Annotated in this window: 12 protein-coding genes; 7 read left to right on the top strand and 5 right to left on the bottom strand. The window is 67.9% G+C overall.

Translation table 11 applies throughout. The features are described from left to right. Positions 1 to 94 precede the first annotated feature (94 nt). Together BIU82_RS12605 and BIU82_RS12600 are read right to left on the bottom strand one after the other, a co-directional pair. Positions 95 to 532, bottom strand: coding sequence for a DoxX family protein (locus BIU82_RS12605; protein WP_070349802.1), 438 nt, complete (start codon positions 530 to 532; stop codon positions 95 to 97). A gap of 10 nt (positions 533 to 542) precedes the next feature. Further along, the gene (locus BIU82_RS12600) at positions 543 to 1,244 is read right to left on the bottom strand and encodes a phosphonatase-like hydrolase (protein WP_070349801.1); all 702 of its coding nucleotides are present in this window, start codon (positions 1,242 to 1,244) and stop codon (positions 543 to 545) included. A 199-nt stretch (positions 1,245 to 1,443) separates the two neighbouring features. Between BIU82_RS12600 and BIU82_RS12595 the strand changes: the two genes are divergently transcribed. Genes BIU82_RS12595 through phnE form a run of 4 tightly spaced genes read left to right on the top strand, consistent with a single transcriptional unit; the run spans position 1,444 to position 5,201 of the window. Further along, positions 1,444 to 2,640, top strand: coding sequence for a TIGR03364 family FAD-dependent oxidoreductase (locus BIU82_RS12595; protein WP_070349800.1), 1,197 nt, complete (start codon positions 1,444 to 1,446; stop codon positions 2,638 to 2,640). A 28-nt stretch (positions 2,641 to 2,668) separates the two neighbouring features. Beyond that, positions 2,669 to 3,607 carry a phosphate/phosphite/phosphonate ABC transporter substrate-binding protein gene (locus BIU82_RS12590; RefSeq protein ID WP_070349799.1) on the top strand — a complete coding sequence of 313 codons (939 nt, stop codon included), beginning with the start codon at positions 2,669 to 2,671 and terminating at the stop codon, positions 3,605 to 3,607. Then, entirely contained in the window at positions 3,607 to 4,371 is a 765-nt protein-coding gene (locus tag BIU82_RS12585) for a phosphonate ABC transporter ATP-binding protein (protein ID WP_216099019.1), read from the top strand. Before BIU82_RS12590 ends, BIU82_RS12585 begins: the two co-directional genes overlap by 1 nt. Further along, on the top strand, positions 4,368 to 5,201 hold the full coding sequence (phnE, locus tag BIU82_RS12580) for a phosphonate ABC transporter, permease protein PhnE (protein WP_070349798.1): 834 nt from the start codon (positions 4,368 to 4,370) through the stop codon (positions 5,199 to 5,201). The genes BIU82_RS12585 and phnE overlap by 4 nt, the downstream gene beginning before the upstream one ends. 2 nt (positions 5,202 to 5,203) lie before the next feature. Here phnE and BIU82_RS12575 read toward each other — a convergent pair whose 3' ends face one another. Then, entirely contained in the window at positions 5,204 to 6,013 is an 810-nt protein-coding gene (locus tag BIU82_RS12575) for an MBL fold metallo-hydrolase (protein WP_074466443.1), read from the bottom strand. Positions 6,014 to 6,159: 146 nt separating this feature from the next. Further along, positions 6,160 to 8,379: an NADP-dependent isocitrate dehydrogenase gene (locus BIU82_RS12570; RefSeq protein ID WP_070349797.1), complete on the bottom strand. Its 2,220-nt coding sequence runs from the start codon at positions 8,377 to 8,379 to the stop codon at positions 6,160 to 6,162. A gap of 395 nt (positions 8,380 to 8,774) precedes the next feature. On the opposite strand from BIU82_RS12570, the gene BIU82_RS12565 reads away from it, so the two are divergent. Further along, positions 8,775 to 9,752, top strand: a complete 978-nt coding sequence (locus tag BIU82_RS12565) for a hypothetical protein (RefSeq protein WP_070349796.1) — start codon at positions 8,775 to 8,777, stop codon at positions 9,750 to 9,752. Between the two features lie 122 nt (positions 9,753 to 9,874). On the opposite strand, the gene purH is transcribed toward BIU82_RS12565, so the two are convergent. Next, complete coding sequence (gene purH, locus BIU82_RS12560) at positions 9,875 to 11,545, bottom strand: bifunctional phosphoribosylaminoimidazolecarboxamide formyltransferase/IMP cyclohydrolase (RefSeq protein WP_070349795.1); 1,671 nt, start codon at positions 11,543 to 11,545, stop codon at positions 9,875 to 9,877. 156 nt (positions 11,546 to 11,701) lie between these two features. Between purH and BIU82_RS12555 the strand changes: the two genes are divergently transcribed. Together BIU82_RS12555 and murQ are read left to right on the top strand one after the other, a co-directional pair. Continuing rightward, positions 11,702 to 12,652, top strand: coding sequence for a BadF/BadG/BcrA/BcrD ATPase family protein (locus BIU82_RS12555; protein WP_070349794.1), 951 nt, complete (start codon positions 11,702 to 11,704; stop codon positions 12,650 to 12,652). Next, complete coding sequence (gene murQ / locus BIU82_RS12550) at positions 12,627 to 13,586, top strand: N-acetylmuramic acid 6-phosphate etherase (protein WP_070349793.1); 960 nt, start codon at positions 12,627 to 12,629, stop codon at positions 13,584 to 13,586. Before BIU82_RS12555 ends, murQ begins: the two co-directional genes overlap by 26 nt. The last annotated feature ends 14 nt before the right edge of the window (positions 13,587 to 13,600 follow it).

The following is a 13,600-nucleotide window of genomic DNA, read 5'->3' as shown; positions in this document are numbered from 1 at the left end:
GTCCCGCCGGAGTGCAGGTGGTGGCCCCGGTAGCGGTCCCTGTTAATACCGGGGCCACCATTCTGCGAAGACCGCTCTCTTGGCGGAACCCGCTTTAGCGACGGCCCTTTCCGGCACGGGACATCTTCCGGTCCAGGGAAGCCGCCCCGGCGCCCAGGAAGACAAAGGCCAGGGACGCCACGACGTAGACGATCAACAGTTCCCCTGCGATCCCGCCGCCCGCGGCGAGCAACGGTTTCCCCCATTCTGTGACGAACCAGATGGCAGCGAACATCACGGCGGCCAGGAACCCGGCGACCCGGGTGAAGGCGCCGAGGACGAACAGCGCACCAAGGCCGGTTTCGCCGGCGATCACCAGCCAGGACAGCGTCTCCGCCTGCTGCACGCCCATCCCGGCGATCGAGGCTTCGAACGCTTTCTGGCCGGCCAGGATCTTCCGAATGCCGTGCAGCATCATGAGTGCGCCCAGGCAGATCCGCAACAGGGCGGTTCCGCGCGCGGTGGATACGGCGGAGGGATTGAAGAAATTCACGCCCTCAAATCTAGGCCAGCAGCGCGGGAATGTCCTTGACCCCGTCCAGGATGTGGTGGTGCGGGTGGGCGGCCAGTTCCTCGCGTCCGAGCTTTCCGCTGAGGACCCCGACGGCAGTCACTCCGGCATTGATGGCGGCCTGCAGGTCGTTGACGGTGTCCCCTGCGGCCAGGACTTCGCGGACGTCGAGAACACCGGTCAGTTCCATCGCGCGGTGGATCATGTAGGGGGCCGGGCGCCCGGCGGCCACCTCGTCGGAGCAGACGACGGCGTCCAGCAGCACCGCGTCGCCGGCGGCGTCGCCGTCCGCACGTCCGTCGGCCACTTTCCAGCCGAGGCCTTCGAGCAGCGGGGCAGCGACGTCGTGCGAGAAGCCGGTGGTGAGTGCCACCTTGATTCCGCGGCGGCGCAGTTCCCGGAGGGTGTCTTCCACGCCGTCCAGGGCCACGGGCTTGTTGGCGGCGTAGAGCTCAGTGAGGATCTCCTTGAAGCGGATGAAGGCTGCGTCCACCACTTCGCCGCTCGCGGTGCCGCCGCCCAGGCCGATGAGGGCGGTGATCGCTTCCACTTTGTCCGCGCCCATCCATTCCTGGACGGCCTCCGGGGTGGTGCTTGCGCCGGCCTCCTCGACGCTGCGGGCGAGGGCAGTGTAGACATCGCCGTGTTCATCGATGGTGGTTCCTGCCATATCGCAGGCAACGAGCTTGATCATGGGGTCCTCGGATTCGTTCAGGAGTTCGCTTTCGCCACTTGATAATACAAGTCAATTTCGCCCGAAAATGCGGTTTTCCAAGCACTCAAATGAACAGCAAATGAACTCAACTCCGCGAAATCAAAGTTTCGGTTAATTTGTATATACAAGTGCCGTTACGGCTTGAATTCACCCTCCCCGGCCCGCCACTCTCGTTGCTGTGAACTCCCAGACTTCCCCTGCAACAGACCGCGCAGCGGACGTGGTGATCGTCGGCGCCGGCATCGTCGGCCTCGCCCACGCCGCCCATGCGGTGGCCAACGGCCTCAGCGTGACCATTGTGGAGCGCGACCACCGCGCCGTGGGTGCCTCCGTCCGCAACTTCGGCCACTGCTGCATCACTGCCCAATCCGGCGAGCTCTACGAACTCGCCCAGACCTCCCGCAAATACTGGCTCGACTTCGCCGGGCAGGCCGGCTTCCAGGCCCTTGAATGCGGCGCGGTGGTGCTTGCCCGCAGCGAGGCCGAGCTCGCCGTGCTCCGCGAACTCTCCGCCCGGCGCGAACCCGGCCAGGTGGAGCTGCTCTCCCCCGCCGAAACCCGTGCCCGCCTGGGCGGCGTTCCCTCTGGAACGGACACGGACGACGACGGCGGCGCGCCCGCCGCGTCCTGGCCCGGCCTCGTGGGAGGTGCTTTCCTCCGGGACGACCTGCGCGTCGACCCCCGCACCACGGTGGCGGCCCTGGCCGGCTGGCTGGCCCGGCAGCCCGGCGTCGAACTCCACTGGAACACCGCGGCGCTCGGCTTCGAGGAAGGCCCGGACGCCACCACGGTCCGCACCGCGCGCGGCACCTTCCGCGGAAAGCGGGTGTTCGTATGCGTCGGCCACGACGTCGACTACCTCTTCCCGGAGCTCGCCGAAGAGCACCGGATCGAACGCTGCGCACTCCAGATGAGCCGCGCCGCCAGGCCTGCCGGCCTGGAGATCGGCCCCGCAGTTCTCACGGCGACGTCCATGCTGCGCTACCCCGCCTTCACCGAGATGCCGGCAGCTGCCGCGCTGCGCGAGGAAGTAACGACCACCCGTCCCGGACTGCTGGACATCGGTGCCAACGTCATGTTCACCCAGCGCCCGGACGGCAGCCTCATCCTGGGCGACTCCCACCACTACCACCGCACGGCGGAGCCCTTCCTGGACGAGGGAATCACCAGCACGCTCAACCAGGAGATCTCCGCGGTCACCGGCACGTCGCTGGACATCATCGAACGCTGGCAGGGCGTCTACGCCTCCAGCGAGGTGGCCCCCCTCCTGGTCCGCGAGGTGCAAGCCGGGGTCACGGTCGTCTCGGTGACCTCCGGCGTCGGCATGACCCTCTCCTTCGGTCTCGCCCACAAGAACATTTCCCGGCTTTCCTGACACCCCCATCCCTTCGCAAAGGAACCCCATGAAAACCCAGCTCCTGAAAACGCTCCCTGCCGCCGCCCTCGCCGTCACCGCTGCGCTGGCCCTGAGCGCCTGCGGCGGAAACGCCAACGGCAGCTCTTCCGCTCCCGCCGCGGACGCCAAGGCTGCCAGCTGCCCGGGCGGCGAAATCACGTTCGGCATCGAGCCGTACGAGGATCCTGCCAAGCTCAAGCCCGCCTACGATGTCCTCGCCGCCGCGCTGTCCAAGAAACTCGACTGCCCCGTCAAGGTGCAGGTGGTGGAGGATTACGCCGCCGAGGTCCTGGCCATGCGCAACGGCAAGCTGGACATCGGCCAGTTCGGCCCGCTCGGCTACGTCTTCGCCGACCAGAAGGCCAAGGCCGAGCCGCTCGTATCCTTCGGCACCGCGGACAAGAAACTGAGCAGCTACACCGCCGGCATCTGGGTGCCGAAGGACAGCCCCATCCGGAAGATCGAGGACCTCAAGGGCAAGTCCCTGGCCCTGGGCAGCGTGGGTTCCACCTCCGGCGACGTCCTTCCCCGCTTCGGCCTGCGCGAGGCCGGCATTGCCGACTCGGACCTGAAGATGGACTACACCGGCGGCCACCCCGAGGCCCTGCTCGCACTGAAGAACGGCAAGGTTGACGCCGCGGAAATCAACTCGCAGACCCTCGCCACGGCAGTTTCCGAGGGCACCTTCACGAAGGACGACTTCCGCCTGGTGTGGAGCTCGGACCCCATCCCGAACGATCCCATCACCGTCCGTGGCGACGCCGACCCCGCTTTCAAGAAAGCCGTGAAGGACGCTTTCCTCGGCCTGGAACCGGGCGACATCGCCATGGTGGGCGCGTTCCTGGACGTCACTCCTCCCGGCCCGCTGCTCGAGGTCAGCAAGGAGACGTACACTCCGCTCTTCGAGCTTGCCGAGACCATGAACCTCACCGAAAAGGACCTGTAGTGGACACCCCGCTGCTCTCCGTCCGTGGCCTGGCCAAGTCCTTCGGCGGCCGGCAGGTCCTCAAGGGCGTCGATTTCGAGGTCCGCTCCGGCGAGCTGGTGGCCGTCCTTGGTGCCAACGGCTCCGGAAAGTCCACCACCCTGCGCTGCGTCATGGGCATCGCCCAGCCCGACGCCGGAACCATCGCCATCGACGGACAGGAATTGGATGGGCTCCCCTGGCGCCAGCTCCAGCAGGCACGCCAGCGCACGGCCATGATCTTCCAGAAGATCCACCTCGTGCCGCGGCGCACCGCCCTGGACAACGTCTGCGCCGGCGCCCTCGCCCGGATCCCCACCAGCCAGTCCCTCTCTCCGCTGTTCTTCCCGCGTTCGGTGCAGCAGGAGGCCCTCGAATGCCTGGAGCGCGTAGGGCTGGCGGACCGCGCCTTTGACCGCGTGGGCCGCCTGTCCGGCGGACAGCAGCAGGGCGTGGCCGTCGCCCGGGCACTGTGCCAGCGGGCCGACGTCGTCCTCGCGGACGAACCGGTCTCTGCGCTCGACCCGCACGCCGCCGAACAGGTGATGGCGCTGTTGCACGATCTGGCCCACCGCGAAAACCTCGCCGTGGCCGCCGTGCTGCACCAGCCGGATCTGGCGCTGCGGCACGCGGACCGCTGCATCGGCCTGCTCAACGGCACCATGGCCTTCGACCTGCCGTCCTCCCGCCTGGGCCAGGCCGAGCTGGATACGCTCTACGCCCCGGACCGTGTGGTGGCGGCATGAGCACCACGCTTCCCGCACGGCAACGTCCCAAGCAGCCGCTCCCCAAACGCCCGCGCCAGGCACTGCGCTGGGGCGCGACGGCGGCCGGGATCGCCGCCGTCGTCGTCCTCCACGCGCTGGCCATCCAGGGGACGGAATTCCAGCCGGGGCTGCTGGTGGACGGCTGGAAGGGCATGGCCGCCTTCGTGGCGGATGCCTTCCCGCCGGACCTGGACTGGGAGAAGACCCTGAAGCCCGGCCTCGAAGCCACCCTGGTCACCCTGTGGATCGGCCTGCTGGGCACCACGTTCTCGGTGCCGTTCGCGCTGCTGCTGGCGGTACTGGCGGCCCAAACCACCACCCCGCACCAGGCCGTCTACCAGGTGGCGCGGGCCATCCTGTCCTTCTTCCGTGCGGTGCCGGACATCGTGTTCGCGCTGATCTTCGTGACGGCGGTGGGCCTGGGACCGTTCGCCGGTGTGCTGGCCCTCATCTGCCACAACACCGGCGTGATGGGAAAGCTCTGGGCCGAGGCCATGGAAGAGATCGACGGCGGCCCGCAGGAAGCCCTGCGCACGGCTGGCGCCAACCGGATCCAGCAGCTGGCCAACGCCACCCTGCCCATGGTGGTGCCGCAGTTCGTGGGCCTGTTGCTCTACCGTTTCGACGTGAACGTGCGGTCTTCGCTGGTGCTTGGCCTGGTGGGCGCCGGCGGCATCGGCCTGCTGATCAACCAGTCCATCAAGTCGTTCCAGTTCGATGCGATGCTCACGCACATCATCATCGTGCTGGTGCTGATCATCGCGGTGGACCAGCTCTCCGCCTTCATCCGCCGGAAGCTGGCGGCCTGACCCTACACGCGGTGCGGCGTCCCGGCAGCAGGCAACAGTGCCACCCGGGCCGCCGCGCCGGCGTCGTCAACGGCCTTCCACAGCACCTCCGGCCCTTCGCTGAAGTGGGCCCAGCCCTCGGTGTGGACCGGAACCACGGTGGCTGCCGGGAACAGGTCCAGGAGCTCCACCACGCCCTCGGAGGTGAGCGTGAGCGGGGCGCCGTCGAAGAGGGCGGTCCGGGCCGCGCCCGCGAAGGCGATGACCAGCGCGGTGTCCGGGAAGCGGCGCGCGATCTCCGCGGCCACGGCCAGGGACGCGTTGTCCCCGGAAACGTACACGGTGGGCCAGCCCTCGGCTTCGAGCACGAAGCCCGTCACCTCCCCCGTGACAGCTTCGGCGCCTTCGGGACCGTGCAGGGCAGGAACCGCGGTGGCGGTGATGCCGCCGTCGAGCCCGGCCCGTTCCCAAGGCCGCAGGCCGCGGACAACGCCGATCCGGCCGGCAGCGGCGGGCGTACCCAGCACGGCGCCTGCCTGCGGCAGGAGTTCCCGTCCTCTCTTGTCCAGGTTGTCCGGGTGCTGGTCGTGGGACAAAAGTACGACGTCGATCCGCCCCAGCTGCTCCGCCGGAACCGCCGGGCCGCTGAGTTTGCTGAGGACGCGCCCGTTGCTCATGGGATAGTCCCCCGGAGCGTCGAAAGTGGGGTCGGTGAGGAATGCCAGGCCCGCGTATTTCATCAGGAGGGTGGGGCCGCCGATATGGGTCAGCTCGGGCTGTTTCAGTCCTGGCTGCGTCGGTCCTGGCTGCAGCGAATCATCCGCAAAGATCATGCGCCTACTCTGCCATGGCCGGGCTGCCGAAACCGGAAAGGGGTTGCCGGAAAGCAAGCAGCCGCCGGATAAAAAGCCGGATAAAAAGAGCGGCGTCCCGTGGCTCATGCCACGGGACGCCGCTGCTTTGGTTTAACCCGGATGTGCTACTTCAGTCCAGCGATCACCTTGTTGAAGGTTTCGGACGGGCGCATCACGGCCGCGGCCTTGTCGGCGTCCGGACGGTAGTATCCGCCGATCTCCACCGGGGAGCCCTGCACCGCGAGCAGTTCGCCCACGATGGTTTCCTCACCGGAGGTCAGCGCCTCGGCGACCTTCGCGAAGGAAGCGGCCAGTTCGGCGTCGGCGGTCTGCTTGGCCAGTTCCTGGGCCCAGTAGGAGGCCAGGTAGAAGTGGCTGCCGCGGTTGTCGATGGTGCCCAGCTTGCGGCCCGGGGACTTGTTCTCCAGCAGGAAGGTGCCGGTGGCGCGGTCCAGGGTGTCGGCCAGGACCTGCGCCCGGGCGTTGCCCTCGGTGGTGGCCAGGTGCTCGAAGCTGACGGCCAGGGCCAGGAACTCGCCCAGGCTGTCCCAGCGCAGGTAGTCCTCCTTGAGGAGCTGCTGCACGTGCTTCGGGGCGGAGCCGCCGGCGCCGGTTTCGAAGAGGCCGCCGCCGTTGATCAGCGGAACCACGGAAAGCATCTTGGCGCTGGTGCCCAGCTCCAGGATGGGGAACAGGTCCGTGAGGTAGTCGCGGAGCACGTTGCCGGTGACGGAGATGGTGTCCTCGCCCTTGCGGATGCGCTCCAAGGTGAAGGCCGTGGCCTTGACCGGGGACATGATCTCGATCTGCAGGCCCTCGGTGTCGTGGTCCTTCAGGTATTCCTTGACCTTGGCAATGAGGTTGGCGTCGTGCGCGCGCTCTTCGTCCAGCCAGAACACGGCGGGGGTCTTGGAAGCGCGGGCGCGGGTGACGGCCAGCTTGACCCAGTCGCGGATGGGCAGGTCCTTGGTCTGGCAGGCGCGCCAGATGTCGCCGGGAGCAACCTCGTGCTCGATCAGCACCTTGCCGGAGCCGTCCACCAGCTGCACCTTGCCGGCGTCCTGGATTTCGAAGGTCTTGTCGTGGCTGCCGTATTCCTCGGCGGCCTGGGCCATGAGGCCGACGTTCGGAACGGTGCCCATGGTGGTGGGGTCGAAGGCGCCGTTGGCACGGCAGTCATCGATGACCACCTGGTACACGCCGGCGTAGGAGCTGTCCGGCAGCACGGCCAGGGTGTCGGCTTCCTTGCCGTCCGGGCCCCACATGTGGCCGGAGGTACGGATCATGGCCGGCATGGAGGCGTCCACGATCACGTCGGAGGGAACGTGGAGGTTGGTGATGCCCTTGTCCGAGTCCACCATGGCCAGGGCGGGGCCGTTTTCCAGGCCCTGCTTGATGGCTGCGGCAACGTCCTCGCGGATGTCTTCCGGAAGTTCTTCGAGGCCGCCGAGGATGGAGGCCAGGCCGTTGTTGGCGCTGAGGCCCGCGGCTTCGAGCTGCTTGCCGTACTTGGCGAAGAGGTCCGCGAAGTAGGCCTTGACCACGTGGCCGAAGATGATGGGGTCCGAAACCTTCATCATGGTGGCCTTCAGGTGTGCCGAGAAGAGCACGCCTTCTTCCTTGGCGCGGGCAACCTGCGCTGCGAGGAACTCGTCCAGGGCGGCGGCGCGCATCACGGTGCCGTCAACCACCTCGCCGGCCAGCACGGGGATGGACTGCTTGAGGGTCTTGACGGTGCCGTCTGCGCGGACCAGCTGGATGCGCAGGGTGTCGTCGGCCGGGATCACCACGGACTTCTCGTTGGAGCGGAAGTCGTCGGCGCCCATGGTGGCCACATTGGTCTTGGAGTCGGCGCTCCAGGCACCCATGGAGTGCGGGTTCTGGCGGGCGTAGTTCTTCACGGAGAGCGGGGCGCGGCGGTCGGAGTTGCCTTCGCGCAGCACCGGGTTCACGGCGGAACCCTTGATCTTGTCGTAACGGGAACGGATGTCCGTCTCTTCGTCCGAGGAGGGGTTGTCCGGGTAGTCCGGCAGGGCGTAGCCCTTGCCCTGCAGTTCAGCGATGGCCGCCTTCAGCTGCGGAACGGAGGCGCTGATGTTGGGCAGCTTGATGATGTTGGCTTCAGGCTTCTTCGCCAGTTCGCCGAGCTCTGCCAGGGCGTCACCGATGCGCTGCTCTTCGGTGAGGTAGTCACCGAAAGCGGCGATGATGCGGCCGGCCAGCGAAATGTCTCGGGTTTCCACGTCCACGCCCGCCGTCGAAGCGAAGGCCTCGATGATCGGCAGGAAGGAATACGTGGCCAGCATCGGCGCTTCATCGGTGTGGGTGTAGATAATCTTGGCCATTGCTCGGGCGTCTCCCTGAAGGTCTCCCGGGGCTGCGGCCGCGCCATTGCTCCAATCGGCACGCAGGACGAGCCACACAACCCCTTGTGTTGTTTGCCGGATGATGCCCGGCGGAACATTCCAACTATGCCACAGCGGGCCATTTCACCCCTAAAATGCGCGGTTCCGGCGGCTTGCATGACGGCCCCGCGGAGGCCCCGGGCGCAGCCTCGCCACAGCTCCCGGCGGGCAGCCCGCGCGGCGTGACAGCCGCCGTCGTAATTCATAGGCAGCTATCACAAAATGTGAAACATCTATTTACAAAGCTGTCATGGCGCGGGTACCTTCATTCCGTTATCCGGTGGCGGAGCCCTCCGCCACCGGGCCACTTTCCCTCATTGAAAGTCAGGACAACCGTGACAAGAACCAAGACTCTGGCCACAAGCCTTCTCGGTCTCTCCGCAGCAGCAGTGTTCGCCTTCACGTCCGCCGGTGGCGCCACCGCCACCCCGGCCTCCCCGGAAGGCAAGGGAAGTTCCCATACGGTCAGCACCACCCTCAAGACCGACGGCGTGGCCGACTACTGGACCGCCGAGCGCATGCGCTCCGCCATCCCGGGCGACGTCCTGGCGAAGAAGGCCATGGAGCGCGGCGGCAAGAGCACCTTCCGCGACTCGGTCGAGCAGGGCAAGTCCGCCAGGATCTCCGGCAAGGCAGGCAAGGGCAAGCCCTCCCTGCACACCGATGAGGCGCCCGTTTCACACATCGGCAAGGTCTTCTTCACCCTCGGCGGCAGCAACTACGTCTGCTCCGGCAATTCGGTGGCCTCCGCCAACGAAAGCACCGTCTCCACCGCAGGCCACTGCCTGAACGAGGGCCCCGGCGCCTTCGCCACCAACTTCGTCTTCGTCCCGGCGTACCTCGATGGCGCGGCACCGTACGGGAAGTGGACGGCCCGCGCGCTCTACACCACCAATCAGTGGAGCGCCGGCGGCGACATCCAGTACGACACGGGCTTCGCCGTCGTCGCCCCGCTCAACGGCCAGAACCTGGCCGATGTGGTGGGCGCGTCCGGCGTTGAGTTCAACGCGGCCCGCGGCCTGACGTACAAGGCCTACGGCTACCCCGCCGCCAGCCCCTTCGACGGCCAGTCCCTCAAGGCCTGCGCCGGTTCCGCCATCGATGACACCATCAACCCCGGCGGCACCACCCAGGGCATCCCCTGCGACATGACCGGCGGTTCCTCCGGCGGCCCGTGGTTCATCGGCACCGGCTCCGGCGGCTTCCAGAACTCGGTCAACAGCTACGGTTACGGCAGCCGTTCCACCACCATGTACGGCCCGTACTGGGGTTCGGTCATCCAGCAGGCCTATTCAAACGCTTCCGCTTCCTAAGCTGTATTAACGACGACGGCGGCCGTCCCCGTGAGGGGGCGGCCGCCGTTTCGTTTGGGACGCTGGGCCCACGCCGGCAGGGTTCCCTGGCCGAGCTTGCGAGGCCAGGGGGCCGGTGGGGACTAGTGGAAGAAGTGGCGTGCGCCGGTGAAGTACATCGTGATGCCGGCGGCGTTGGCCGCGGCGACGACTTCCTCGTCCCGCACGGAACCGCCGGGCTGCACGACGGCGCGGACGCCGGCGTCGATCAGGATCTGCAGGCCGTCGGCGAACGGGAAGAACGCGTCGGAAGCGGCCACGGCACCGCGGGCGCGCTCAGGTGCGTCGGAACCGGAGGCGTTGGAGGCACCGCCGGCGCCGTCGATGTCGGACTCCACCGTGACGCCCAGCGTGTTGGCGCGCTCGACGGCCAGCTTGCAGGAGTCCAGGCGGTTGACCTGGCCCATGCCGATACCCACGGCGGCGCCGTTGTCGGCGAGCAGGATGGCGTTGGACTTGGCGGCACGGCAGGCGGTCCAGGCGAAGGCGAGGTCGGCCAGGGTGGCCTCATCCGCGGCCTCGCCGGCGGCGAGGGTCCAGTTGGCGGGGTTGTCGCCGTCGGCGTCCACCTTGTCGCTCATCTGGACCAGGACGCCGCCGGAAACCTGGCGCATCTCGGACGGGTAGCGGCCGTAGCCTTCGGGCAGGGCCAGGAGGCGGATGTTCTTCTTCTTGGAGAGGATCTCCACGGCTTCGGGCTCGAAGTCGGGGGCGATGACCACTTCGGTGAAGATGTCGGCCACCGTGCGGGCCATGCCGGCAGTCACGGTGCGGTTCGCCGCGATGACACCGCCAAACGCGGAAACGGGGTCGCAGGCGTGGGCCTTGGCGTGGGCGTCGGCGATCGGGTCGGCGGCGTCCGGGGAGGCCACGGCCACGCCGCAGGGGTTGGCGTGCTTGATGATCGCGACGGCGGGCTCCGCGAAGTCGAAGGCAGCGCGCAGGGCGGCGTCGGCGTCCACGAAGTTGTTGTAGCTCATGGCCTTGCCGTGCAGCTGGTCGGCCTGGGCGATGCCGGCCGGGGCGGCCTTGTCCACGTAGAGGGCGGCCTGCTGGTGCGGGTTCTCGCCGTAGCGCAGCACCTCGGAGCGTTCCAGGGCCAGGCCGGCGTAGGCGGGCCAGTCGATGATGCCGTCGCCGTCTTCGTCCCGGAACTGCGAGGCGGTCCAGGTGGCCACGGCGTTGTCATAAGCGGCGGTGTGCGCGAAGGCCTTGGCGGCCAGGCGGCGGCGGGTCTTCAGGTCGAAACCGCCGGCAGCGGCAGCTTCCACCACGGAGCCGTAGAAAGAGGGATCGGTGACGATCGTGACGGCGGCGTGGTTCTTCGCGGCCGAGCGCACCATGGCGGGGCCTCCGATGTCGATCTGCTCGACGACATCGTCCTGGCCGGCGCCGGAGCGGACGGTCTCCACGAAGGGGTACAGGTTGACCACCACGAGGTCGAAGGGCTCGATCTCCATGGTGGTGAGGGTGTCCATGTGGGCCTGGACGCGGCGGTCGGCCAGGATGCCGCCGTGCACGCGCGGGTGCAGGGTCTTGACGCGGCCGTCCAGCATTTCCGGGGAACCGGTGACTTCTTCGACTTCCTTGACCGGGATGCCTGCTGCGGCGATCTTCTTGGCGGTGGAGCCGGTGGACACGATCGCGACGCCGGCTGCGTGCAGGCCCTTCGCGAGCTCCTCCAGTCCTGTCTTGTCGTAAACCGAGATCAGTGCACGGCGGATAGGGACACGGTCAAGCTGCGTGAAGCTCACAAAAGTCTCCGTCTTTATCGCGTTTCAACGCGGTTGGTGGGGATACGCCACAGTTTATCGTGTTGGCGGCGGGGGCTCGTTTCGTTGCGTTGCGGGGCCCACAAGGCGCCGCAAAAGCACGTAGAGCGGGCCCCGCAACGCGGGTAGGGTTGCATCATGGATGCTTCGGCGATGGTGCTGGTGGCCGATCTCGGCAAGAGCAGGTGCCGGCTGGAACTGCGGGCTGGGGACGAGGTCCTTGCCGCCGCGGACCAGCACGGCTTCCCCGGTTTGGGTGTGACTGACGGTGCCCGGATGGCGTTCGAACTGCTCGAGGAAACGGCCTCGCTGCTGCCGCCCGAGCTGACCGCGCATGGCCCCTCCGGCTCTCCCCTGACAGGCTTCGGCGCCGCCGTGGCCGGAGTGGAAGCTTCCGCCGAAAGTTCCCGCGAGCTCGCAGCCCTGCTTGCCAGCCGTTTCAGCGTTCCCGCCGCCGTGCTTTCCGATGCCACCGCCGCGCAGCTTGGCGCCATGCAAGGCGCCCCGGGCACGGTACTGATTGTGGGCACCGGTGCCGTGGCGTTCCGTTTCGACGACGCTGGGCAGCTGCACCGTGCCGATGGCTGGGGCCCCTTGCTGGGTGACCGCGGCAGCGGCCGCTGGATCGGCCAGCGCGGATTGGAAGCGGTAGTCCAAGCGTTCGACGGCGGCCCGGAGACGTCGTTGAGCGTCGCGGCCAGCGCTTTGGCCGAGTCGCCCCTGGATCTTCCCGCCTGGCTGGGCGGCATGGACAACCCTGCCCGGGCGATGGCGCGCTTCGCGCCGCTGGTGCTGCAGGCCGCGGAGGCGGGTGACGGCGTCGCGCGCGGAATCGTGGACGAGGCGTGCGTCATCCTCGCGGACACCGTGCAGAAGGCCAGCGGCGGCAGCGGCCGGGTGGCGGTGCTGGGCGGCGTGGCGAATTCGGAGTTCTTCGCGGCACTCCTGCAGAAGACCTTTGCTTCGGCAGGGATTGAAATGGTCGAGCCCCTCGGCGACGGCATGGACGGAGCGGCCCTCGCTGCGACGCGCCGCGGGCTCCTTCAGGAAAGGTACATCCACCGTGACGGCACAAACTGGCCCGACTGATTCCCCTGACGCAGCCACCTTGGAGTCGCTGCGCTCCGAACTTGCCGGGCTGCAGACGGAGGCCGCGGCGCCGGCCTTGGCCGGCATCGACTCCATGACCACGGCGGAGCTGGTGGCCGCCATGAACGAGGTGAACCGCACGGTCCCGGCCGCCGTCGAACAAGCAGCCCCAGCCGTCGAACGCACAGTGGATGCCGTCACGGAACGGTTGGCGGGCGGCGGCCGCCTGCTCTACGTGGGCGCCGGTACGGCGGGCCGCATGGGCGTGCTGGACGCGAGCGAGTGCCCGCCCACCTTCGGCACTCCCCCGGAGATGGTGGTCGGCATCATCGCCGGCGGCACCAAGGCCATCCAGAAACCGGTGGAATATGCCGAGGACAACGCGACGGCGGGCGCCCGGGATCTTCACGACATCAACGTGACGGAAAAAGACGCAGTGATTGGCATCTCAGCCTCGGGCCGCACGCCATACGTGATCGGCGCGCTGGAGGAGGCCCGCAAGCGCGGCGCGTTCACGGCGGCCATCGCGTGCAACCCGGGGTCCCCCATCGGGCGGCTGGCGGACGTGGCGATCGACGTCGTCGTGGGTCCGGAATTCGTGGCCGGCTCCACGCGGCTCAAGGCCGGAACCGCGCAGAAACTGGTGGTGAACACCATCAGCACCCTCGCCATGGTGAAGCTTGGCAAGACGTACGGGAACCTCATGGTGGACCTGCAGGCTACCAACGCGAAGCTCGTGGCGCGGTCGCAGCGGACCATCCAGCACGCCACCGGGGTGGACGCGGATGCCGCGGCCAAGGCGCTCGATGCGGTGGGCGGATCGGTGAAGGCGGCCATCCTGGTGCTGCTCACGGGCATCGATCCGGCGCAGGCGAAGGGTGCCTTGGACGAGGCCGGCGGCTTCCTGCGGAAAGCGATAGAAAACCACCGCTAAAGTTTTCCCCAAGG

It is taken from the genome of Arthrobacter sp. SW1, assembly GCF_001766675.1.
Taxonomy (GTDB): Bacteria; Actinomycetota; Actinomycetes; order Actinomycetales; family Micrococcaceae; genus Arthrobacter.
The sequence above is the reverse complement of the archived record's forward strand: the minus strand, read 5'-3'. Positions and strand labels throughout refer to the sequence as shown.